Raw genomic sequence first — 22,652 nt, 5'->3', positions numbered from 1 at the left:
GGGGACGCGGCGGGCGTAGCCGTGCCCGGATGCTCTGAGCATGGAAACCGTGGACCTCGCCCGCCTGCAGTTCGCGCTCACCGCGGGCGCGCATTTTCTCTTCGTGGCGCTGACGCTCGGCCTGGCGACATTGGTGGCCGTCATCCAGACCAGGGCGACGCTGACCAGCAGCCCGGTCCACCTGAGGATGACACGGTTCTGGGGCCAGCTCTACATCATCAACTACGCGATGGGCATCGTCACCGGGCTGGTCATGGAGTTCCAGCTGGGGCTGTCGTGGAGTGGGCTCACCGAGTACGCGGGCAACGTCTTCGGCTCGGCGCTGGCGATCGAGACGCTGGTGGCGTTCTTCATCGAGTCCACGTTCCTGGGCCTGTGGATCTTCGGCTGGAACAAGCTGAACCGGTGGGCGCACCTGGCGCTGATCTGGATCGTCACGCTGACGGCTTACGCGTCGGCGTTCTGGATCCTGATCGCGAACGGCTTCCTGCAGAACCCGGTCGGCCACGTGGTGGACGGCGACACGTTGCGGCTGGTCGACTTCGGCGCGATGGTGGCCAACCCGGCGGCACAGGTCGCGTTCGGGCACGTGATGGGCGGCGCGATGATCACCGCCGGGTTCTTCATGGCCGGGGTGAGCGCGTACCACCTGCGCAAGCGCACCGCCGAGCAGGATTTCTTCCGCAAGTCCCTGCGGCTCGGGATCGGGGTGGCGCTGCCGGCGGCGATGTTCACGGTGACGTTCGGCGGGCTCGGGTTCGAGACCATGCAGCCGAGCAAGCTCGCGGCCTGGTCGGGATCGGCCGCCGAGCGGGCCGAGGTCCAGGCGGCGATGGTCGCCGCGCACGGGCCCGGCGACTACCTGCCGCCGATCGGCTGGGTGTCCGGCGCCGGACTCACGATGATGCTGCTGTGGGTGGTGATGACGCTGGTCGCGCTGCTGAGCTTCCTGCTGATGGCCTTCCGGCCGGTGGTGCGGGGATTCCGGCTCTGGCACTGGCTGCTGACGCTGATGATCCCGGTGCCGTTCGTCACCATGATCTCTGGCTGGATCTTCCGTGAGGTGGGACGGCAGCCCTGGGCCGTGTACGGGCTGCTGAAAACGTCCGACGCGATGTCGCCGGTGACCGCGGGCCAGATGCGGCTCTCGATCGTGGCCTTCACCGGTGTCTTCTCCGTCCTCATCCTGGTCAACTACTGGCTGCTGGCCAGGCACGCCCGGCTCGGGCCCGGCGCCGTGGCCCTGGGCGACCGCCCGCTCGACACCCCCGCCGCCCCCGTTCTCAGTTTCTAGGAGCCGATCATGGAGATCTTCATCCTGGCCTTCTTCGCGCTCGGCTACCTCGTGCTGGCCGGGGCCGACATCGGGGTCGGCATGACGCTGCCGTACCTGGGGCGCTCGGCGGACGAGCGGCGCGAGGTGATCGCCGCGATCGCGCCGTTCTTCCTCGGCAACGAGGTGTGGCTGGTGGCGACGGCCGGGGTGCTCGCGGGGCTCTTCCCCGAGCTGGAGGGCGAGCTGCTGAGCGGGAACTATTCGGTGGTCGTGGCGCTGCTGCTGGCGTGGGTCGTGCGGGACATGGGGCTGTGGCTGCGCGGGCGGGTGCCGGGCAGGCGGTGGGCGGGGTTTTGGGACGGCGCGACCGTGGCGGGCAGCTGGGGTCTGGCGCTGAGCTGGGGCCTGCTGCTCAGCCATGTGCTGCTGGGCATCCAGGGGCCGATCGCCCTGCTGCCCGCCCTCGCAGTGGCCGCGTTGTTCGCCACGCACGGGCTGACGTTCGCGGCGCTGCGGCTGCGCGGGGCGCTGCGGGAGCGGGCGGCCGTATTGTCCGGCAAAGCTGGACCCGAGAGGTCGGTCGGGGCTGGTTGGTTGGGGGTGGACGTCCGCACGTACGCGCTGACCGCGGCCGCGCTGGTGGCCGTCGGAGTGCTGGCGGGGCTGCGGCTGCCGCTGCACCCCGGCACGGCCGGGTCCCTGCTGGTGCCGGTGATCCTGACGCTGATCCCGCTGCTGGTGGCGGCGCAGGGATGGGTGTGGTGGACCTTCCGGCACCGGGTGACCGGCGCGTCCTATCTCTGAATGAAGTCCCTGATCAGCGCCGTACTGGCGATGTCCGCTTGGCCGGCCGCCACGGGAGCTTGTATCTCCCTGTGATTTGACCGAGGCGTCCTCCGGCGGCACCTCCGGCGGCGCGGCACGCAGCCAGCGGCAGCCGTGCGGGTCCAGCGGCACCCGGGCCAGCCCGGTTTCCGACACTTCGAGCGTGCCGTCCACCAGCAGATCCGTCAGCTCGTTGCCTTCCAGCCCGGTCAGTGTCAGCTCCAAGTCCACCGCCGTGTCGCAGAGGTTGTGCGCGACCACGACCGTGGCGCCGTCCACGTCGCAGCGATGGGCCAGGACGGCGTGGTGGCCGCTGTCGAGCACCGTGTAGTCGCCCCACGCGAGTTCGGGGCACTCCCGGTAACGCTCGATGAGGAGCTGGAACCAGCGCAGGAGGGAGCCGGTGTCCCGCTTCTGGCCGGCCACGTTCACCCGGTCGGGGGCGAAGGAGCCCTCGGGGATCTCGTACCGGCTCCGTCTGGCTGAAGCCGCCGTCCTCCGACCACTGCATCGGGATGCGGACCGCCATGCATCTTGACGCGCCGCAGGTCCCCACCCAGCATGGTGGGCAGGCGGCGGCGCAGCCCGCGGCCGTAGATCTGCATGTCCTCGCGCGGGCCGAACGCCCGGAAGACCTCGTGCCGCTCCTCCTCGCTCAGCTTGTCCAGCGTGAGCTCGTCGTGGTTACGCAGGAACATCGCCCACTGGCAGTCCTTCGGCGGCTGGGGGCGCTCGTGCAGGGCGGCGGCGAGCGGGCGTGCGTCCGCACGGGCCAGTGCGAGCCAGGCGTTCTGCATGCCGATGAAGTCGAAGCACGTGGCGCGCGCGATCTCGTCCCTGACCTCGGGGTTGCCGACGTTCAGGTCCGGCTGGTGCTGGTAGAAGCAGCGGCGAGTCCTTGCTCCTCCGCGCCTGCGCGAACCAGGGGTGCTGGTCGGAGGTGTGGTTGACGACGAGGTCCGCGATCACCCGCAGGCCGCGGTCGTGGGCGGTGCGCATGAACTCCACGAAGTCGCCCAGCGTCCCGAGGCGCGGGTCGACGCTGTAGAAGTCGGTGATGTCGTATCCGTCGTCCCTGTTGGGGGTTGGGAAGAACGGCATGAGCCACAGGCACGTCACGCCGAGCCCGGCGAGATAATCGATCTGCTGCGTCAGCCCGCGGAAGTCGCCCACGCCGTCGCCGTTGCCGTCCTTGAACGTCTCCACGTCGAGGCAGTAGACGACGGCGCTTTTCCACCAGACGTCGGAGGTATACGTCAGTCGCATCCGCTCCCGCTACTCGCCACGGATGCGTTCTACCTGCTCTGCGGTTTCGCTCATGCTATAGATCGGCTGTGTCGATTCCGGAGGATCCCGTTCGTATGGACGGTGAAAGGAGAAGACATGTCGTTCACCGATGAAGAAATCGCCTACCTGCAGTCGCAGCCGCTCGCCCGGCTGTCCACCGTGTCCGGGGGCGGGCAGCCCGATGTGGTGCCCGTCGCGTTCGAGTTCGACGGGAAGGGCTTCTGGGTCGGGGGTGTCGGCGAGCAGGTTCTGAACACCCGGAAGTTCCGCAACCTGAAGGCGGGGAACCTCAAGGTGGCCCTGGTCGTCGACGACCTGCTGTCGCTCGATCCGTTCGTCGCGCGTGGCGTGCGGGTCTACGGACTGGCCGAGCAGCCGGTCGAACGGGTGGGGATGGTCGGCCCGGGCCTCTACAGCCGGATCACGCCGACCGTGTCGTGGAGCTGGAACCTGGCGGGCGAGCCAGCCGGAGAGACCTGGTACGCGACGCGGCGCGCAGTACACCACTGAGAATTGTCCGGGTCGGTCGCTAAGGTCGATCGCGTGTACTCGACGCGGGTCTCTCAGCACGTGAATGCGCCGCGTTCAGCCGTCTACCGGGCGCTCGTGGAAGCGGACGCGATCAGGAAATGGCGGGTGCCGGCGGGGATGAGCAGCCACGTCCACGAGTTCCACGCTCGCGTAGGCGGCTCGTTCCGGATCTCCCTCACCTACGACGCGCCAGGACCGACCGGCAAGTCGGCCTCGCACACCGACACCTACCATGGCCACTTCGCGGAGCTGGTTCCGGACGAGCGGGTGGTGGAGGTGCTCGAGTTCGAGACCGACGATCCCGCGCTGCGCGGCACCATGACGATGACGACGACGCTCACCGACGCCGGCCCCGGCACCGAGGTCGTCATCGTGCACGATGGGATCCCCGACAGTGTGCCGGCCGCCGACAACGAGACGGGCATGCGGATGGCCCTGGCGAACCTGGCCGCGCTCGTCGAGGGAAACCCGGCCTTCACCTGACCATTTCGGACTCCAATGACCGCCGGGGCGCGCGGGGAAGGGTCAGCCCGGCCAGCACGCCGGTGACGGCGATCACGGCGGCGACGAGGAGCGCTGACCGCAGCCCGTCGACGGTCGCGGCGCGTACCGCCTCCCCGGTCAGGCCATTGGTGTCACGGCCGGCCACGGCCACCAGGACGGCCAAGCCCGCGCTGCTGCCCGCCTGCAGGACGGTGGAGGCGAGCCCGGAGACCGCGCCCTGTTCGTGCGCGGCCACGCCGGTCGCGGCGACGATGAACATGGTGTTGAACGACAGTCCCGCGCCCAGACCGAAGCCGATGAGTCCGGCCAGCAGACCCGAATACGATCCGCCGACGGACAAGCTCAGCCCCAGCACTACGGTCCCTGCCACTCCCACGAGAACGCTGAGGATCATCGTGCCGCGCAGCCCCAGGCGCGGGATCAGCCGCTCGCTGATCAGATTGCCCGCCGTGATCCCGAGCGTCGGGCCGAGGAAGGCGAGGCCGGACCGCATGGCGTCGTAACCGAGGACGTCCTGGAAGTGCAGGGTGAGGAAGTACGGCACGCACTGCAGGGTCAGGCCGTAGACCAGGATCGCTCCGGCCGCGGCGCTCGTGTGCCTGTTGGCCAGGAGCCGCAGCGGCATCAGCGGATTGCGGCTACGGGCCTCGATGGCCAGAAAGGCAGCGAGCAGCGCCGCCGCGGCGGCGAAGGACGCCACGGCACCGGCGGAGAACCAGCCCTGCTCGGCGCCATGCGCGATGGCGAACACCAGCCCCGTGACACCTGCGGTGCCGGTGAGCGCGCCGGGCAGGTCGAACCCGCTCATCCGCCGGGCGGCGTCAGGGGTGAGCACGGCGAACGCCGCCACAGCGCCCACCGCGGTCAGCGGGACATTCACGAAGAAGACCGCCGGCCACCCGAACACCCCGGTCAGCAGGCCGCCGAGCAGCGCGCCGAGGCTGAGTCCGCTGGCACCGCAGACTGCCCACACGGTCATCGCCCGATTGCGCGCCGGCCCTTCGTCGAACATGGTGACCACCAGCGACAAGGTGGCGGGCATCAGCACCGCGCCTCCGAGCCCCTGCACCGCCCGCGCGCAGATCAGCAGACCTGGAGAGGCGGCCAGCCCACCGAGGAGGGAGCCGACGCCATACAGCAGCATGCCCAGGACGAACATCCGCCGCCTTCCGACCAGGTCGCACAGCCGGCCGCCGAGCAGCAGAAAACCGCCGAAAGGCACCGCGTAAGCGCTGACCACCCACTGCAGCGAGTAGGCAGAGAATCCCACGTCGCGTGCGATCTGCGGCAGCGCGACGTAGACGATGGTGAAGTCCAGGGCAGTGATCATGCTGCCCAGGCCCAGAAGCACGAGAGGGATCAGAAGTTGCATGCCGGACAGCCTGATCGTGGCCCCGGATCCCAGCCAGTCCCGTGTGTTGACTACTCAAACCTTGCTTAGGGTGGATCGATGTGGATCGTGAAGCCGAACTGAGCGAGTTCCTCAAGTCCCGCAGGGCACGGCTGCGACCGGAGGACGCCGGTCTGCCGTACAAGAACCACGGAACGCGGCGGGTGCGCGGGCTGCGCCGCGAGGAGCTGGCGCTGCTCGCCGGAGTGAGCGTCGCCCACTACACCCGGTTGGAGCAGGGCCGCAGCCAGAACGTGTCGGCTGAAGTGCTGGATTCCATCGCCGACGTGCTGCGGCTCACCGCGGACGAGCGGACTTATCTGCACGCCCTGGCCCACCCGGCACATCGATGCCGCGACTGCCCGCAGACCCCGGTGCGGCCGGGGCTGCAGCGGCTGCTGGACTCCATGATCCTCACCCCGGCCTTTGTCCTGGGGCGGCACGCCAACGTGGTCGCCTGGAACAGACTGGCGGCCGCGGTGTTCGCCGACTTCGCCGCCATCCCCGAGGATCGCAGGACCATCGGCCACCTGGTGTTCCTGGATGAGGAGATCAAGCGCATGCACGGGGAGGGGTGGCCGCGCCTCGCGCAGGAGCACGTGGCCCAGCTCCGTCTCCTGGCCGCCCGCTACCCCAAGCACCCGCAGATCATGGAGCATGTGGACGCGATCTGCAGCCGAAGTCCCGAATTCCGCCGCCTGTGGAACGAGCACCACGTGGCGGCGGCGACGCACCGCGACTATGTCCTGGACCACCCCGTAGTGGGCGAGTTGCGGCTGTCCGCCGAACTCGTCGGCTTTCCGGGCGATCCGGAGCTACAGGGGATGGACCTGTTCGCCGCCGAGCCGGGCTCGGAGTCGGAGGACAGGCTGCGCCACCTGGCCGCCACCACCACACGCCGGCCGTCCAGCGCTCCTGTGGCCTAGAGGAGCGTGCCGCCGGTCACTTCGAACGTGGCGAGGGCCTCGTCGATCCTGGCCAGGGTGTCCGGGTGGAGGGTCAGGTCGGCGGCGGACAGGTTCTCCTCGATGTGGGACGGGGTGCGGCTGCCGGGGATCGTGGCCACGTGCTCGTCCTGATGCAGGAGCCAGGACAGGGCGAGCTGGGCCGGGGTGATGCCCAACTGGGCGGCCAGGCTGCGGATGGGGGCGTAGCGGTCGTTGTTGGCCGCCAGGTTGTCCGCGGAGAAGCGGGGGGCGTTGTGGCGGAAGTCGCCCTCGCTCAAGGACTGGACCGTGCCGGTCAGGAAACCCGTGCCCAGCGGGCTCCACGCCACGATGCCCACGCCTAGGTCGCGCGCTGCCGAGAGCAGGCCGGGGTCCACGGGGCGCCACATCGACCACTCGTTCTGGACGGCCGTCACGGGGTGCACGGCGTGTGCGGCCCGCAGTTGCGCGGCCGTCACGTTGGACAGGCCCACGTGCTTGATCAGGCCGTCGCGCACCAAGTCCGCCATGGCGCCCACCGTGTCCTCGATCGGCACGCCCGGGTCCGGGTAGTGGGCGTAGTAGAGGTCGATCACGTCGGTGTCCAGGTTACGCAAGCTGCGCTCCGCGTAGCGGCGGACGAGGCGGGGCTCGGCGTTCACGCGTAGCTCGCCGAACGCGAACCCGACCGGCTGCGACCGGCTCTGCTCCCCCTCCGGGATCGCCAGGCCGAACTTGGTCGCGACCACCACCTCTTCCCTGCGGCCCTTGATCGCGCGGCCCACCAGGCGCTCGTTGTGGCCATCCACGCCGTACGCGTCGCTGGTGTCCACGTGGGTGGCGCCCCCGTCCAGGGCGGCCTTGAGCGCCGCCTCCGCGCGGGTGTCGTCAATGTCTCCGTAGATCCCCGGCGACAGCACCATGGCGCCGTAGCCGATGGCAGGGACCTGCAAATTTCCGAGCTGGCGTGTCTTCATGGGACAGATCCTGCAGCGGGCGCGTGCCCGGTGTCCAAGTCCCCTTGCGATAACCAGCGGTTATGGACTTGCGTCGGCGGCCCCATACCGGCGACATACCGGCGATATACCGGGCTTCTCTAGAGTCACCCGCGTCCCGTATGGACATACCGCCAAGGAGAAGGTCATGCGCAGTATCCGACGTGTCGGCGGCCTCGCGATCATCGCGCTGAGTGTCGCCCTGCTAGGTTCGCCTGCTTCTGCCAACGCTGACGCGACATTGGAGTGGTCTCTCCATATGCCCGCGGAGGACGGAGGCCCAGGCAACAGCGGCGAGCTCAGCGATGGTCCTCCCGTGTCGTGACCTGCGGAGGATAGCCCTCGGCTTGCGTGCTCCATGGTAGATACATGGACCTTAAGTTGCTCAAGAGCTTCGTGGTCGTGGCCGAGGAGCTCAATGTGACGCGGGCGGCCGAGCGGTTGTTCGTGTCGCAGCCGGCCCTGTCCAAGCAGCTCAGGGTGTTGGAGCGGCAGCTCGGATTCCGGGTGTTCGAGCGGGTGCACAGCGGCGTCGTCCTCACGCGGCAGGGCGAGGTGTTGGTGCCGGTCGCCCGGGAGTTGCTCGAGCGGTGGGCGGCGGGGCTGGAGAGCGCTCGGGCGGCCGCTCCCACCGGGACACTGGTGATCGGGATGCAGACGGCCGTGGGACGCGGGTTGCAGCAGGCGGCGTTGCGGCGGTTCAGAACAGCCATGCCGGGGTGGGAGGTGTCGTTGCGGCTGGTCGGCTGGGACGATCCCAGTGGCGGGCTGCTGGACGGCTCCTCGGACGTGGCGTTCATCTGGTTGCCGGTACCGGCGGGGCTGAGCACGTACGTGCTGGCCACCGAAGCCAGAGGTGTGGCCCTGCCCGCCGATCATCGGCTGGCAGGGCTGGCGGAGGTGCCGTTCGAGGCGCTACGCGACGAGCCGTTCATCGCCTTGCCCATGGTGGCGGGGCCGCTGCGGGACTTCTGGCTCGGGCTCGACGCGCGGGACGACGAGCCGGTCGTCGGGGTCACCGCCAACACGCCGGAGGAGGTGTTCGAGGCTGTGACCAGCGGGCTCGGCGTGGTGCTCGTGGCCGAGGGGAACGCGGCGCTCTACAACCGGCCCGGGATGGTGTACCGGCCCGTGGCGGGGCTGCCGCCCGGAGAGCTCGCGATCGCATGGAGAAATGAGGACAAGAGTCCACAAGTCGCGGCATTCATCGACGCGCTACGGCAGGTCGCCACTAAGGTCTGACGCGAACATCGGATCCGCGGAAGGGCGACTTCATGAGCGACTACACGATCACCTTCGACCTCATCGATGCCGACAACGACGGCCGTATCTCCGCTGACGAGCTCGTCCGGCTCATGGACGTGCTTGGCCAGCCGGTGACGTTGGAGGCCGCGCAGGAAGGGGTGCGCAGGCTCGACAAGGACGGCGATGGGCTGATCAACGTGGAGGAGTTCGGCGCCTTTATACAGAAGTGATAGCAAAGCAAGCATTTGCTACACATCCTCTGTTGCCTACGTCACAATGGCGACAGGAGGGACGATGGCCATCAAGAGTGACATCACCGAAAGCCGTACACCCGCGGACATCGTGACAACGCTCAGGTCGCGCATCGGCCGGGTTTCCGACGAGGTGATCAAGGAGATCCAGGCCCGGATCCCCGAGTACGACCGGCCGGACGACGAGCTCTACATCAAGGTCGTCAGGATGGCGGTCGAGCAGGCCATCGAGGGTTTTCTCGACCGCATCGAGCACCCGGCCGTCCCGTGGGATCCGGAGCCGTTCCGCGCGATCGGCAGAGGCGAGGCTGCCGAGGGCCGCAACCTGGAGCCCCTCCAGACCGCGATGCGCCTCGGCGCCCGGGTCGGCTGGCGGTGGCTGACGGAGCTCGCCGACCCCCTCAGGTTGACTCCCCAATCCCTGTACGACCTGGGCGAGGCCATCTTCGTCTACCTCGACCAGCTGGCGGACGCGGCGGCCGAGGGCTTCGAGGAGGCCAGGACGCACGCCGCCGGCGAGATGGAACGCCGCCGTAACCGCCTCCTCGACCTGCTGCTGAGCCACCCGCCCGCCAGTCCGGAGGCCATCGCGGACCTGGCCAAGGCGGCGGGCTGGCGGTTGCCGAGGACGGTGGCCTGCGTGGCACTCGACGTTCGGCCTGGGGGTTGTCGTATGCCCCTGCTGCCGCCTGACGTGCTGGCGGGGCTGGAGCGGCCGGTGCCGTGCCTGCTGGTGCCCGATCCCAGTGGGCCCGGCCAGGCGCAGATGCTGGAGCAGGCGTTGCGTGGACGCTGGGGCACGATCGGGCCGGCCGTACCGATGGCCGCCGCTGCGACGTCGCTGCGCTGGGCGCGGGAGGCTCTGGAGCTGTCACGGCGCGGCGTGTTGCCGCGCGGGCTGCTGCGGTGCGAGGACCACATGGCGACGCTGGTGGTGTTCAAGGACGAGGAGCTGGTCAGCGCTCTGGCCGACGTACGTCTCGCGCCCCTCGCCCATCTACGGCCCGCTCAGCAGGATCGGCTGGCCGAGACGCTGCTGGCCTGGTTGCGGCACGGCAGAGGCGCGGGCGAGGTGGCCGCCCGGCTGCACGTGCACCCGCAGACCGTCCGATACCGGCTGCGGCAGCTCGAGGAGCTGTACGGCGATCAGCTGGCCGATCCGGACATTCGTTTCGAGCTGGAGATCGCGCTTCGGGCGCGGCAAGCCGTCATCGGGAGCCGGTCCCGCTAAGGCCCGCGTGCGTCCCTCAGGCGTGCAGGTACACCTGGCCGAACACCTCGGACAGGTTCTTGAGGTCGGTGGCCAGGTCCACCTCAGGGTTGGCGGGGTCGTAGATGGTGGCCAGGCGGGCGCGGACCGAACCGAGCTTCTTGAGCTGGTCCCAGGTGGTGTTGGCGGCCCACTTCTCGCCGTACACCCGGCTGACCTGGCCCTGGTCGTTCTGCCAGCGGGTCCACAGGGTGACCGTCTCCGCGGCGTCGTCCTGGAGCGGGGCGGCGATGCGGTCGGTGATGGCCTTGGTGGCCTGCTCCTCGTTCAGCGGGGCGCCGGCGAAGCTCGCGTCCTCGACGGCGATCTGGGCGTAGGCGTCCCAGGCGCGGCCGCGTACCTGGATGGCCTGGTTGCGCTGGGCCTCGGCGGCGTCGATCTTCCAGGTGGCGTACTCGGTGCCGAAGTGGCCGCTGTCGAGGGCGAGCTGGTCGAGGTAGCCCTTGGCCAGCCAGACGCCGATGCGGTCGGGGTCGAGCAGCGGGTACTTCTTGGCGATCTCGGCCTTGCAGGCCTCGTTGGCGCCGCAGCCGAACACCGGCACCAGCGTGTGCGCGGCCAGCTTCTTGCCCGGGGCCAGGCCACGCAGCGCGGTCGCGGCCTCGGCGACGAACTTGTCGAGCTCCTCCGCGGTGGCGAAGGTCTGGTTGTAGCCGAGCTGCGAGGTGAAGCGGATGCCGACGACGCCCGGCTGTGCGGCGGCCAGGGCGGCGATCTTCTTGGCGGCCTCGGCGAGCGTGCCGGCCTTGTAGTCGTCGGCCAGCTCCGTCTCGATCCACAGGCGCATGTTCGTCTGGGCGGCGGCCTGCGCGGCCTGGCCGGCCGGCGTCTGCTGGGCGGCGCTCTTCTCTGCGGCGGAGATGCCGTCGGGGTCGACGTAGCACTCCTCGCCGTTCTGGCACTCCGGCGTGCCGCCGTCCTCGGCCCCGTCGACGTCCGGGGCGCCGCCGTCGCGGGGCTCGCCGTCACCCTCGCCGTCGGTCGCGCATTGGTTGCCGGGCTCGGTGCAGTCGATCGTGACGCCGTTCACCGGGCCGGAGTCCTTCAGGTTCTCGCCGTCGTTGTCGAGCCAGAACCTCGCGATGTCCGCGGCTTCCTCGGGGGTGGCCATCCAGGTGCAGACCACGTACGCGGGGGTGTCGTCGGCGAGCAGGTCGTTGCAGCTGCGCGGGTCGTCCGCCGACCACGCGGGAACGCCGACGCCCAGGAACGAGAGAGCGAGTCCGATGACGAGGAGCTGCCGCAGCCGCTTTCGCATGGCACCTAACTTCCGGGGGGTGATCGTGGGCATATGCACCATATCCGGACGATCAACATCGATCAATGAGATCGACGGCTCACGCTCATGAGTCCACCTCCACCCATGTCCAGCCGCGGCCGTCCGGAGTGGCCCGGACCACCCGGGTACGCCCCGCCGTGACCTTCACCCACCGGGGACCGTCCTCGGCAGGCGCGGACGCTTCGGGGGCGGAGTAGGGGTGCTTGCGGAAGGACCTGGCCTGTACGAGCTCACGCCCGCCGGCCGGCGGCTCGTGCTCGGCCGCCAGCGGCACTGGATCGGTGTCCGCGCCGAAGACGGCGGGCCGCCCGTTGACGGTCACCACGGGCTCGGGCGGCTGCTCCGGAGCAACCGGATCGAGCTCGACCGACCGCCGGACCCCGGCCTGGGGCAGCGCGACGGGCGGAGGCGGCACGGCGGGAGCTCTCCCGGCAGGCCGCTCGTGAAGCTCCACGCGCCGGTGGAAGGCGCGGGGAGACCACCAGTTGGCGCCGCCCATCAGGCGCAGGGTCGCCGGCACCAGCAGCGCCCGCACGAGCGTGGCGTCCACCACGATCGCCACGAACAACCCCACCCCGAGCAGCTTCACGATCGTGATCCCGGCCGTGGCGAACGCCCCGATGACCACCAGCAGCAACAGCGCCGCACTGGTGATCACCCCGCCCGTCTGCTGCAGCCCGGTGGCCACGGCCGCCGCGTTGTCCCCCGTACGCAGCCATTCCGCCCGCACCCGCGACAGCAGGAACACCTCGTAGTCCATGGACAACCCGAACACCACGGCCAGGATCAGCACCATCACCGTGGCGTCGATGGACCCGGTGGGGGTGAACCGCAGTGCGGACGCCAGATGCCCGTCCTGGAAGGCCCACACGATCACCCCGAACGACGCGCCGATGGACAGCACGTTCATCAGCAGCGCCTTGACCGGCAGCACCACCGACCCGAACGCGGCGAACAGCAGCACCCCCGTCACCGAGCCCACCACCAGCACCATCCACGGCAACGTGGCGGCCAGGCTGTCCATCAGATCCATCTGGGCGGCGGTCTGCCCGCCGACCACCACCTGCCGCACGTTCGGCCCAGGCGTCAGGTCCCTGATCGACCTGACCAGCTCCTGGGCCGCGTCCGACATCGGGTCCGCGTCGTAGCGGACGGCGAGCCGCACGGCCCCGTTGTCCTGCGACACCCCCGCCAGATCGACCCCGGTCACGTTCGGCAGCCGCCGCAGCCGGTCGGTCAACGGCTTCACGTCCGACGGTGTCACGGGCGTGACCGCGCTGATCGGCGAATGCCCCTGGCCGAGCGGCCCCGGGACGACGGGCGACTCGGTGAAGGAGCGCCCGACCAGGACGTGGACGTCGATCGCCGCCATGGAGTTCCTGGGAAAGTCCCGGTCCACGGCCTCGGCCACGCGACGACTCTCGGAGGCGGCGGGCAGCACCCGGTGATCCACATTGCCGAACGTGACGTGCATGAATGGCAGAGCCAGCGACACCAGCACGACGGCCACGGCGACCAGGTACAGCACCGGCCGGCGCATGACGCTGGACGCGATGGCGTGCCACATGCCGCCGTCGCGCCGCCCGTACCCGAACTGTGGGGTGATGCGGAGGGCGTCCACGCGCCGCCCCAGAATGCCGAGGACGGCCGGCAGCACCACCAGCGCGGCCCCCATCGCCACCAGCACCACGGCCGCCGCCCCGAGGCCGATCGAGCGCAGGAACATCTGGGGGAACAGCAGCAGCCCCAGCAGCGCCGTGGCCACCGTGAGCCCGGAGAACGCCACGGTGCGCCCGGCCGTGGCCATAGTCCGCACCACGGCCTGCTCGCTCGACGCCCCGCTCCTGATCTCCTCCCTGAACGCCCTGAGCACGAACAACGAGTAGTCGACGGCCAGGCCGAGCCCGAGCATGGTGACGACATTCAGCGAGAAGACCGAGACCTCGGTGACCTCGGCCAGCAGCCGCAGCAACACCAGCGCGCCGAGCACCGCGAACAGCCCCACGAGCAGCGGCAGCCCGGCCGCCACCAGGCTTCCGAACACGATGACGAGCAGCACCAGCAGCACCGGCATGGAGATGACCTCGGCGCGGGCCAGGTCGGCGGCGGTCTGGTCGTTGAGCTCCTTCAGGAGCGGCACCGGCCCGCCGACCTCGACGTGGAGGTTCTGGACGCGTCTGAGCCGGTCCGCCACGGCGGCGTAGGCGGCCTGCTTGTCGCCTTCGAGCGTGACCAGCGCGTACGTCGCCCACCCGTCCTCCGACACCATCCGCTTCGACCCGGTCGTCCAGTACGTGGCCAGCCCGCGCACATGCTCCTTCGGCAGTGCCCGCAGCGAATCGTGCACCGCTTTCTTGTACCGGGGGTCCCGCGCCTTGACCGTCGGGTGCCGGTAGAGAACGACCACGTCGGAGGCGTGGCCGTACCAGTCGTCGGTCCAGCGGGTGGCGGTCGTGGAGTCCGCCCGCGGATCCTCGAAGCCGCCGTCGGCCATCCGCCCGAACAGCTCCAGCCCCAGAGGCGCGGCGAGGACGGCCGCCGCCAGGCTCAGCACCAGCAGCGTCCACCTGCCGCGATAGACCAGGCGGCCAGCGGATTCAAACAAGGGCGCCCTCCAGGTACGCCCGCCCCGCCACCTGGGCGATCAACGTCTCCTGCATGCCGAGTCCCCTCGTTCAGGGACCTAGCAAATTACGGGAGAAGGAGGGCCGGATTCTTGCCAAACCCCTGCACATTCCTCTTTCTGTCTTGTTACGGGGTGACAAGAAGTACGGCAAAATAGGGGAGTTTGCCGGTCTCCTAGGGGGTTCACGCAGGTGCTCGGTTATGGACGCGATCTAGGCCTGCTCCGGGATCGCCGGTTCACGCTGCTCCTGACCGCCAGGACGATCTCCGTCCTGGGCAGCGCGTTCGCACCCGTGGCCCTGGCGTTCGGCATCCTGAACCTGCCCGGAGCGGACGCCACGACCCTGTCGATCGTGCTCACCGCCGAGTCGCTCCCCATGATCGTGTTCATGCTGGTGGGCGGCGTGATCGCGGACCGGCTGCCGCGGCAGCGGGTCATGATGACGGGCGAGTTCATGATGGCGGCGGCGTTCTTCGCGCTGGGGGCCATGCTGCTGGTCGGCTGGACCCCGCTGCCGGCTCTGGTCACGGCGGCGGCGCTGGGCGGGACGGCCACGGCGGTCACGTTCCCCGCGCTGACCGGGATCATCCCCGAGGTGGTGCCGAAGGACCGGCTGCAGACCGGCAACGCGCTGCTCGGCCTGGGCCAGAACGCCGCCCGGGTGGCCGGGACGGTGCTGGGCGGCGGCACGGTGGTGTTCTTCGGCGGTGGCCGGGCGCTGACGGCCAGCGGCGCCATGTTCGCGGCGGCAGGCGTGCTGATCGCGCTGCTGCGGCTGGAGCCCGGCGCGCGACCCGCGGGTGAGCGGCACTCGGTGCTGGCGGACCTGCGCGACGGCTGGCGGGAGTTCCGCTCGCGGCAGTGGATCTGGGTGGTGGTCGCGCAGTTCTCGCTGCTGGTCATGGCCATCCAGGCCGGACACGGGGTGCTCGGGCCGCTGTGGGCCAAGGAGAGCATGGGCGGCCCGGCGGTCTGGACGGCCTTCCTTGCGGGCGAGGCCATCGGCATGATCGCCGGGGTGCTGGTGTCGATCCGGCTGCGGCCGAGCCGGCCGATCCTGGTGGCGGTGCTGCTCTGCCTGCCGACCGCGCTGCCCTATGTGCTGCTCGGGGTCGACGCACCGATCTGGGCGATCGTGGCCGGGGCCTTCGTGCTCGGGGTCTGCTTCGACGTGTTCGGCGTGTTGTGGCAGACCACGATGCAGCGGGAGGTCCCGGCCGAGTCGCTGTCGCGGGTCAGCTCGTACGACATGCTCGGGTCGCTGATGTTCGGGCCGATCGGGCTGATGCTGGCCGGACCGGCGGCCGAGGTGTTCGGCACGGAGGAGTCGCTGCTCGGCTGCGCCGTCCTCATCGCGGTCAGCACTCTGGGCGCGCTGCTGGCGCCGGGGGTGCGCAACCTGCGCGCCGGAGCCCGCGCGCGGCTCGAGCCGGTTCAGTCGGACCCGAAGTAGGCGTTGGCCCGGGGCTGGAACATCAGCGCCATCGCCCCGAGCACGGCCGCCACGTGCAGAATCCGACTGGCCGCGAAGGCCCAGCCCGCCGCGTCCAGGCCGGCGGCGGCCTCGGCGATCGACCCGCCCTCCAGCAGCCACCGGGCGGGCTCGATCACCAGCGACAACGTGCCGAACACGCCCAGCGTGCCGGCGAGCGTCCACCGCGCCCAGTTCTGGCCGCGCCGCAGCCGCAGCGCCAGGACGATCGCGCCGGCGAAGACCGCCAGCCGGAATCCGACGCCCGGCAGCAGCTCGGCCAGGGCGGACGTGCCTTCGAGCAGCTCTCGGGTGACCATCAGGGCGGCCTCGAACGCGCCGAGCGCGACCGCCGACAACCAGAGCATGGCGGCCGCGTGCACGACGGGCGGCGGTCCGGCCGGCGTGGGGTCGCTTCTGCGCAGGCCGGTGACAGTGCTCATGACGGATACCTCCATAGGTGCGGGGCGTGCTCCTCGAAGTCTCCGCCGCGGGGCCGCACCGGTCATGCCCGCCGTCCCCCCAGTTCAGGTGGGGTGCGCCCTACCCGGCATCAGACGATGATCAGCCGTACGACGACGCCCGCGCAGTTGCCCGCCACGCAGATCCGCACCGGGATCTCGGAGATGCCCGGCGTGGCGGGCACGCCGCCCACGTGGCCGTCAGGACCGATGCTCACGCCCCTGGGCAACCTGGCGTGGTCGTTCACGGAGAAGGTGGGCAGGACGCCGGGCGGGCCGCCGCTGATGCCGATCTCGCCGTCCAGCGGGACGCCGACCTTGCCGGGGAAGGTCAGCTGGCGCGGCACCCACGGCACGTTGCGGAGCACCACGAGGGTGACCTCCTGCTCCCGGCACGTCTGCCCGGCGCACAGCTGGACGGGGACGACGTACGTGCCGGGGCGTCGCGGCGTGCCGGACAGCCGGCCGCCCTGGTCGAGCTGAACCCCGACGGCGAGGTATTTCGCGCGGAACGCCAGGCCCTTGGCCGTGGGCAGCAGCCGGCTGGTGACCTCGATGCCCTCGGTGACGTAAACGGTGTCCTCGACCAGATGGCGTTCCGGCGGATCCGTGGGGGTCTGCTGGGATATGAGCGCCATGGTGTTGATCGACATGGTGGAGATCGACGGCACGGCGGCGGTCAGCACGCACACGGCCACGCCGGCGAGCACGAACACCCACCTTTGCCGCATCGTTACCCCCTGGCTGTGCCTATCCCCCTACGTACCCCCCGACTGCGCAGCGTCACAGATAATCAGTCGCATGGCCGCTGAATCCGCTCAGACCCTCGAGCGCGGGCTCCGCCTGCTCCGACTCCTTGCCGACGGCAAGGGCGGGCGCACGCCGACCGAGTTGAGCGGCGAGTTGTCGCTGAGCCGTCCTGTGGTCTACCGGCTGCTGACGACGCTGATGAACGAGGGGTTCGTGCGCCGGGACGCCGAGGGACGGGTGCATCTCGGGTTCGGGGTGCTCGTGCTGGCCCAGGCCGTGCAGCCGCTGCTGCGGGCGGCTGCGCTGCCGACGTTGCGGCGGCTGGCCGAGGAGGTGGGCGCGACCGCGCACCTGACCGTGGCCGAGGGCGATGACGGGCTCGCCGTCGCGGTGGTCGAGCCTTCCTGGACCGATATGCACGTGGCCTACCGGGAGGGCGCGCGCCATCCGCTCGCGAAAGGCGCGGCGGGCCAGGCGATCCTGGCGCTGCGTGAGGGACGCGACGACTACTTCGTCACGGAAGGGCAGTTGCAGGAGGGTGCGCGGGGCCTTGCCGCCCCGGTGACCGGCTTGCCGTGGCTGGAGGCCTCTGTGGGGGTGGTGACGTTCGGACCCCTGGAGGAGTCGACCGGCCCGCGGGTGGTGGCCGCCGCCGCCGAGCTGTCCGCGGCACTGGGTTGACATCTCCCTACCCATGGCGGACGGTAGTCACATATAGAGGACACCTTCGTCCGATAAGTGGACAGGCAAGGGCAAGGGAGGGGCCGATGCCGTACTACCGCGTCGTTGGGGAGGTGCCGCGTAAGCGGCACGTGCAGTTCAGGCGGCCGGACGGCGGTCTCTACGCCGAGGAGCTGATGGGCGAGGAGGGCTTCTCGTCCGACTCCTCGCTGCTCTACCACCGCCACCTGCCGACCGCGATCGTCAAGGCGGAGGCGGCCGAACCCGGCACGGAAACGCGACTCGAGCCCAATCTGCCGCTCTCGCCACGCCATTTCCGCACCCAGGAGCTTTCCAGCGCCGGCGACCTGGTCACGGGCCGCATGCTGCTGGCGGGCAACGGCGACGTCCGATTGTCGTACGCCACCAGCGACCGGCCGAGCGAGCTCTACCGCAACTCGATGGGCGACGAATGCGTGTACGTCCAGCGGGGTGAGGTGCGTTTCGAGTCCACCTACGGCGTGATCGAGGCCGGGGAGGGCGACTACGTCGTCATCCCGACCGGGACGATTCACCGGTGGGTGCCGAGGGGCCCGGTCAACGTGCTGGCCATCGAGGCGTCCGGGCACATCAGGCCGCCCAAGCGATACCTGTCGCAGTACGGGCAGTTCCTGGAGCACGCACCATACTGCGAGCGCGACCTGCGCGCACCCGTCGAGCCGCTCCTCGTGGACGGCGAGGAGGTGCCGGTGCTGGTGCGCACGCGCGGCGGGCTGACCAGGCTCGTCTACCGGAATCACCCGTTCGACGTGGTGGGCTGGGACGGCTACCTCTATCCGTTCGCGTTCAACATCAACGACTTCGAGCCGATCGTGAAGAAGACGCACGCGCCGCCGCCGGTGCACCAGACGTTCGAGGGGCCCGGGTTCGTGGTGTGCTCGTTCTGCCCGCGGCCGCTCGACTACCACCCCGAGGCCATCCCGATCCCGTACAACCACCACAACGTGGACTCCGACGAGTTCATGTTCTACGTGGGCGGCGACTACTCCGCGCGCGCGGGCTCGGGCATCGACGTCGGGTCGATCTCGCTGCATCCGGCCGGGTTCACGCACGGGCCGCAGCCGGGCGCGGTGGAGGCGGTGATCGACGCGGTCGCCCGGGGTGTCACGACCACGAGCGAGATGGCGGTGATGGTGGACACCTTCCGCCCGCTCGACCTCGGCCAGGGCGCGCTGTCCTGCGAAGATCCCGGCTACGCGTGGACATGGGCACGATGATTCTCTACACGGCATTGGTGGACGACGCGGGCCTGTTCCCGCCGACGTCCCTGCACATGGACGAGGCGCTCGCCCGCCACCGGCGGGACCAGGAGCGCGGCAACCCGGTGCTCACGCACCGCTTCCTGTGTCCGGCCAGCCGGCTGGATCGGCTGCGCGGCAAGGACTTCCGGCCGCGGCGGATCGGGCTGATCGTGGACACGCCCGAGGTGCCCGCCTTCGACGACCTGCCGGTGGACATCGTCGAGATGCCGCTGCCCGGCGACACGTCGGTCGCGGCGCTGGCCGACCGGCTGGGGCTGCCCGAAGGGGTGCGGCTCTTCGCCGAGGTCACCCCGGGAAAGCTGGCCATCACCGTGCCCGACGGCACGGGGCTGAAGGTGCGCTGCGGCGGCCAGGTGGCCGACGCCTTCCCGGCGGTGGAGCAGCTCGCGATGTTCATCAGGTTCTGCGTGGACCACGACGTGCCGTTCAAGGCCACGGCCGGACTGCACCACGCCGTACGCCACTTCGACCCGTCGCTCGGCGTGGATCGGCACGGGTTCCTCAACCTGACATTGGCGGTGTGCGAGGCCGTCGAAGGGCGCGATCCGGCGCCCGTGCTGCGCGCCACCGACGTGGGGCATCTCGTACGGCTGGCGCAGGACGTACCAGAGGAGACCGCGAAGCGGGCGCGGCGGCTGCTGGTGAGCTACGGCTCGTGCAGCACCAGCACGCCCCTCGAGGACCTGCGCGCACTTGGACTGATCGAGGAGGATGCGTGAGTTGGGGTGTGGACAATCTGCCCTTCGGGGTCTTCTCCTCGCCTGGAGAGTCGCCCCGGGTGGGGGTGCGGTACGGCGACCGGGTGCTCGACCTGACCGCCGCGCTGCACGACGAGGTGTTCGCCGCCCCGTCGCTCAATCCGTTCCTGGCCAGGGGCCGCGCGGCCTGGCACGACACCCGGACGCTGATCAAGAACAAGCTCACCGGCGACTTGGCGGTGACCGAGCCGCACCTGATCCCGCTGGAGCAGGTGCGGCTGCACATGCCGTTCGAGGTGGCCGACTACGTCGACTTCTACTGCTCGATCGACCACGCGAGCAACGTCGGCAGGATCTTCCGTCCCGACACCGAGCCGCTGCTGCCGAACTGGCGGCACCTGCCCATCGGATACCACGGCAGGTCGGGCACGGTCGTGGTGTCCGGCACGCCGGTCAAGCGGCCGCAGGGGCAGCTCGGGCCGGGCAGGTTCGGGCCGTGCGAGAAGCTCGACTTCGAGGCGGAGCTGGGGTTCGTGGTCGGCGTGCCGACCGAGCTTGGCACGCCTGCCGGGGCATTCGAGGACCATGTGTTCGGAGTGACGCTGGTCAACGACTGGAGCGCGCGGGACGTGCAGGCGTGGGAATACCGGCCGCTCGGGCCGTTCCTGGCCAAGTCGTTCGCCACGTCGATCTCGCCATGGGTCACCCCGCTGGAGGCGCTGCCCAGGATCCCCGGGCGGCCGCAGGACCCCGAGCCGGCCGCGTACCTGCGCAGGCAGGGCGACTGGGGGCTGGACATCTCGGTCGAGGTCCTGCTCAACGGGGAGGTCGTGTCGCGACCGCCGTACGCGAGCATGTATTGGACACCCGACCAGATGCTCGCCCACATGACCGTGAACGGGGCCTCGTTGCGCACCGGCGACCTGTTCGCCAGCGGCACGATCTCGGGCCCCGAGCGTGGCGATCGCGGCTCGCTCATCGAGCTGACCTGGAACGGGACCGATCCGATCAAGCTGGCGAGCGGCGAAGTCCGCGCGTTCCTGCAGGATGGCGACACGGTGACCATCCGGGCCACGGCCGGCGACCTGACATTGGGGGAGGTTTCGGGAACTGTCGTATAGGTGACTCAGCGTGCTTGCTCGCGGACTGAACGCTACTCTTGGAGCGCTTCCCCGCTCCATCAGAAAGCAGGATTCACCCCATGCGGCGTGCCGGAGCTCGCGCGATGATGTGTGTCGCCTTCCTCCTGATCTGCGGCTGCAGTCCCGTGACGGCGGAGGCGCCGGTCACGGCGCCGGTCGTGCACATCTCGCCGGCGCTCGACAGCAAGCGGGCGCGGCCCGATCGCGGCCTGTTGATCAGCGCGTCCGGTGGCACGCTCAGCAACGTCCAGGTCTATGAGGGCGGGGAGCCCGTGCCGGGCAGGCTCGACGGTTCCCGCACGACCTGGCGCTCCGACTGGACGCTCAAGCCCGCGGCCGAATACACGGTGACCGCCACGGCCGCGGGCCCGCGCGGCCCCGCCACGGTGGCGGTGGGCCGCATCCACACCCGCCCGGCCGAGCGCACGTTCGGGATCGTCGCGACCACGCCCCTGCCCGGCGAGATCGTCGGCACCGGCATGCCGATCATCATCGACTTCGACACGCCCGTGACGGACAAGGCGGCCGTCGAGGAGGCGCTGGAGGTCAAGAGCGAACAGCCGGTCGAAGGCGCCTGGCGGTGGACCAGCGACACTCAGGTGATTTACCGCACCCGCCGCTTCTGGGACCCCAGGCAGCGGGTCACCGTCACCGCCCACCTGGCCGGCCTGCGCCTGCCCGGCGGCGTCTACGGCGCCACCGACTCCACCTTCGCCTTCACCGTCGCCCGCGAGCAGGCCAGCGTGATCGACACCAGGACGCACCAGATGGTCGTCGAGCGCGACGGCGCGCCCGCGCAGCGCATGGCCATCAGCGCCGGCGTGGCGACCACCCCCGAATACACCACGACCAGCGGCGTGCACCTGACCATGGACAAAGACAGCCCGGTCCGCATGGTCTCCCCCGGACGGCGAAAAGGCGAGCCCGGTTTTTACGACCTGATGATCGACCACGCCGTGCGCATTTCCAACAGCGGCGAATACGTGCACGCCAAGAACAATGTGTGGGCCCAGGGCCGGGAAAACGTCAGCCACGGCTGCATCAATGCGCGGCCCGACCAGGCCGCCTGGTTCTACGCCACCTCCCTGCGCGGCGATCCGGTCACGATCACCGGCACCGACCGCGAGCTCGAATGGAACAACGGATGGGGTTTCTGGCAACTCCCGTGGGAGAAATGGATACAAGGCAGCGCGCTGCATGCCCCTGATGACGCAGGTGGGTGGGTGCCGCAGCGCTGAAACCAGGATTACGGTAGAGGAGGGGAACCACCCACCCACTCAGGCCCGTTGTCCCAAGAGGAGGGCCGACATGGATGAATGGATCATCTGGGTAATCCTCGCGGTCGTGCTCGGCGTGGCCGAGTTGTTCACCTTCACGGCCGCGCTGGGACTCCTCGGCGCCGCGGCTCTCCTCACCGCCGCGACCGCCGCCGTCGGATTGCCCGTGCCCCTGCAGTTACTGTTCTTCGCGGCCTCATCAGCAGCCGGTCTGATCGTGATCAGGCCGCTGGCGATGCGTCATATCAGGCAGCCTCAGCTGCAGCGGTTCGGCGTCGATGCACTCGTCGGCAAACCCGCCTACGTGGTGTCGGAGGTAACCGGCCGCGACGGGCGGGTACGCGTCGGGGGCGAGGAATGGTCGGCGCGCGCCTACGACGAAACCCTGGTGATCCCCGCGGGGGCGACCGTCGACATCATTGAGATCGAGGGCGCGACAGCCCTCGTATATCCCCGGGAGTGAGCC

23 protein-coding genes and 1 pseudogene are annotated in these 22,652 nt (G+C 70.0%); 15 read left to right on the top strand and 9 right to left on the bottom strand.

From position 1 onward, the window contains the following. Positions 1-40 precede the first annotated feature (40 nt). Entirely contained in the window at positions 41-1,294 is a 1,254-nt protein-coding gene (locus ACTWQA_RS34525; RefSeq protein ID WP_443163175.1) for a cytochrome ubiquinol oxidase subunit I, read from the top strand. A gap of 9 nt (positions 1,295-1,303) precedes the next feature. Then, positions 1,304-2,080, top strand: coding sequence for a cytochrome d ubiquinol oxidase subunit II (locus ACTWQA_RS34520; protein ID WP_443163174.1), 777 nt, complete (start codon positions 1,304-1,306; stop codon positions 2,078-2,080). A gap of 177 nt (positions 2,081-2,257) precedes the next feature. On the opposite strand, the pseudogene ACTWQA_RS34515 reads toward ACTWQA_RS34520, so the two are convergent. From ACTWQA_RS34515 to ACTWQA_RS34505, 3 genes and pseudogenes are all read right to left on the bottom strand, one after another. After that, a pseudogene (locus tag ACTWQA_RS34515) lies at positions 2,258-2,380 on the bottom strand (hypothetical protein); the annotation flags it as partial. Between the two features lie 149 nt (positions 2,381-2,529). Further along, a complete protein-coding gene (locus tag ACTWQA_RS34510) occupies positions 2,530-2,799 on the bottom strand; it encodes a hypothetical protein (protein WP_443163173.1) in 270 nt (89 codons plus the stop codon). Continuing rightward, positions 2,786-3,367, bottom strand: coding sequence for an alpha-amylase family glycosyl hydrolase (locus ACTWQA_RS34505; RefSeq protein ID WP_443163172.1), 582 nt, complete (start codon positions 3,365-3,367; stop codon positions 2,786-2,788). The genes ACTWQA_RS34510 and ACTWQA_RS34505 overlap by 14 nt, the downstream gene beginning before the upstream one ends. A gap of 117 nt (positions 3,368-3,484) precedes the next feature. Between ACTWQA_RS34505 and ACTWQA_RS34500 the strand changes: the two genes are divergently transcribed. Both ACTWQA_RS34500 and ACTWQA_RS34495 read left to right on the top strand, forming a co-directional pair. Beyond that, positions 3,485-3,898: a PPOX class F420-dependent oxidoreductase gene (locus ACTWQA_RS34500; RefSeq protein ID WP_443163171.1), complete on the top strand. Its 414-nt coding sequence runs from the start codon at positions 3,485-3,487 to the stop codon at positions 3,896-3,898. Between the two features lie 33 nt (positions 3,899-3,931). Further along, entirely contained in the window at positions 3,932-4,402 is a 471-nt protein-coding gene (locus ACTWQA_RS34495) for an SRPBCC domain-containing protein (protein WP_443163170.1), read from the top strand. Here the strand turns inward: ACTWQA_RS34495 and ACTWQA_RS34490 are convergent. Continuing rightward, positions 4,395-5,795: an MFS transporter gene (locus ACTWQA_RS34490; RefSeq protein ID WP_443163169.1), complete on the bottom strand. Its 1,401-nt coding sequence runs from the start codon at positions 5,793-5,795 to the stop codon at positions 4,395-4,397. The genes ACTWQA_RS34495 and ACTWQA_RS34490 overlap by 8 nt on opposite strands. An 80-nt stretch (positions 5,796-5,875) precedes the next feature. On the opposite strand from ACTWQA_RS34490, the gene ACTWQA_RS34485 reads away from it, so the two are divergent. Continuing rightward, positions 5,876-6,739 (top strand): helix-turn-helix domain-containing protein, encoded by an 864-nt coding sequence (locus ACTWQA_RS34485; RefSeq protein ID WP_443163168.1) that lies wholly within the window; start codon positions 5,876-5,878, stop codon positions 6,737-6,739. On the opposite strand, the gene ACTWQA_RS34480 is transcribed toward ACTWQA_RS34485, so the two are convergent. Further along, complete coding sequence (locus ACTWQA_RS34480; RefSeq protein WP_443163167.1) at positions 6,736-7,716, bottom strand: aldo/keto reductase; 981 nt, start codon at positions 7,714-7,716, stop codon at positions 6,736-6,738. The genes ACTWQA_RS34485 and ACTWQA_RS34480 overlap by 4 nt on opposite strands. A 387-nt stretch (positions 7,717-8,103) precedes the next feature. Here ACTWQA_RS34480 and ACTWQA_RS34475 point away from each other — a divergent pair, with 387 nt between their 5' ends. The 3 genes from ACTWQA_RS34475 to ACTWQA_RS34465 all read left to right on the top strand — a co-directional run bounded on the left by ACTWQA_RS34475 (position 8,104) and on the right by ACTWQA_RS34465 (position 10,461). Then, positions 8,104-8,976: a LysR family transcriptional regulator gene (locus ACTWQA_RS34475; RefSeq protein WP_443163166.1), complete on the top strand. Its 873-nt coding sequence runs from the start codon at positions 8,104-8,106 to the stop codon at positions 8,974-8,976. A 32-nt stretch (positions 8,977-9,008) separates the two neighbouring features. Then, positions 9,009-9,209 (top strand): EF-hand domain-containing protein, encoded by a 201-nt coding sequence (locus ACTWQA_RS34470; RefSeq protein WP_305919622.1) that lies wholly within the window; start codon positions 9,009-9,011, stop codon positions 9,207-9,209. 64 nt (positions 9,210-9,273) lie between these two features. Continuing rightward, the gene (locus tag ACTWQA_RS34465) at positions 9,274-10,461 is read left to right on the top strand and encodes a helix-turn-helix domain-containing protein (protein ID WP_443163165.1); all 1,188 of its coding nucleotides are present in this window, start codon (positions 9,274-9,276) and stop codon (positions 10,459-10,461) included. A 16-nt stretch (positions 10,462-10,477) separates the two neighbouring features. Here ACTWQA_RS34465 and ACTWQA_RS34460 read toward each other — a convergent pair whose 3' ends face one another. Beyond that, positions 10,478-11,758, bottom strand: a complete 1,281-nt coding sequence (locus ACTWQA_RS34460; protein ID WP_443163164.1) for a hypothetical protein — start codon at positions 11,756-11,758, stop codon at positions 10,478-10,480. Positions 11,759-11,843: 85 nt separating this feature from the next. Continuing rightward, the gene (locus tag ACTWQA_RS34455) at positions 11,844-14,384 is read right to left on the bottom strand and encodes an MMPL family transporter (protein WP_443163163.1); all 2,541 of its coding nucleotides are present in this window, start codon (positions 14,382-14,384) and stop codon (positions 11,844-11,846) included. 211 nt (positions 14,385-14,595) lie between these two features. On the opposite strand from ACTWQA_RS34455, the gene ACTWQA_RS34450 reads away from it, so the two are divergent. Next, on the top strand, positions 14,596-15,858 hold the full coding sequence (locus ACTWQA_RS34450) for an MFS transporter (protein ID WP_443163162.1): 1,263 nt from the start codon (positions 14,596-14,598) through the stop codon (positions 15,856-15,858). Here ACTWQA_RS34450 and ACTWQA_RS34445 read toward each other — a convergent pair. Both ACTWQA_RS34445 and ACTWQA_RS34440 read right to left on the bottom strand, forming a co-directional pair. Further along, positions 15,840-16,319, bottom strand: coding sequence for a hypothetical protein (locus tag ACTWQA_RS34445; protein WP_443163161.1), 480 nt, complete (start codon positions 16,317-16,319; stop codon positions 15,840-15,842). The genes ACTWQA_RS34450 and ACTWQA_RS34445 overlap by 19 nt on opposite strands. 110 nt (positions 16,320-16,429) lie before the next feature. Then, positions 16,430-17,068, bottom strand: a complete 639-nt coding sequence (locus tag ACTWQA_RS34440) for a hypothetical protein (protein ID WP_443163160.1) — start codon at positions 17,066-17,068, stop codon at positions 16,430-16,432. Positions 17,069-17,138: 70 nt separating this feature from the next. On the opposite strand from ACTWQA_RS34440, the gene ACTWQA_RS34435 reads away from it, so the two are divergent. The 6 genes from ACTWQA_RS34435 (at position 17,139) to ACTWQA_RS34410 (ending at position 22,649) form a co-directional block, all read left to right on the top strand. Next, positions 17,139-17,768, top strand: coding sequence for a helix-turn-helix domain-containing protein (locus ACTWQA_RS34435; protein ID WP_305919629.1), 630 nt, complete (start codon positions 17,139-17,141; stop codon positions 17,766-17,768). Between the two features lie 86 nt (positions 17,769-17,854). Next, on the top strand, positions 17,855-19,024 hold the full coding sequence (locus ACTWQA_RS34430; RefSeq protein ID WP_443163159.1) for a homogentisate 1,2-dioxygenase: 1,170 nt from the start codon (positions 17,855-17,857) through the stop codon (positions 19,022-19,024). Next, the gene (locus tag ACTWQA_RS34425) at positions 19,012-19,788 is read left to right on the top strand and encodes a hypothetical protein (protein WP_443163158.1); all 777 of its coding nucleotides are present in this window, start codon (positions 19,012-19,014) and stop codon (positions 19,786-19,788) included. The genes ACTWQA_RS34430 and ACTWQA_RS34425 overlap by 13 nt, the downstream gene beginning before the upstream one ends. Next, the gene (gene fahA, locus ACTWQA_RS34420) at positions 19,785-20,888 is read left to right on the top strand and encodes a fumarylacetoacetase (protein ID WP_443163157.1); all 1,104 of its coding nucleotides are present in this window, start codon (positions 19,785-19,787) and stop codon (positions 20,886-20,888) included. Before ACTWQA_RS34425 ends, fahA begins: the two co-directional genes overlap by 4 nt. Before the next feature lie 80 nt (positions 20,889-20,968). After that, positions 20,969-22,147, top strand: a complete 1,179-nt coding sequence (locus ACTWQA_RS34415; protein ID WP_443163156.1) for an Ig-like domain-containing protein — start codon at positions 20,969-20,971, stop codon at positions 22,145-22,147. A 70-nt stretch (positions 22,148-22,217) separates the two neighbouring features. Next, the gene (locus tag ACTWQA_RS34410) at positions 22,218-22,649 is read left to right on the top strand and encodes an NfeD family protein (protein WP_443163155.1); all 432 of its coding nucleotides are present in this window, start codon (positions 22,218-22,220) and stop codon (positions 22,647-22,649) included. Positions 22,650-22,652 lie beyond the last annotated feature (3 nt).

This window comes from Nonomuraea sp. 10N515B (assembly GCF_052245915.1).
GTDB lineage: Bacteria > Actinomycetota > Actinomycetes > Streptosporangiales > Streptosporangiaceae > Nonomuraea.
Note: the sequence above shows the minus strand (reverse complement) of the source record. Positions and strands in the feature narration are given on the sequence as shown.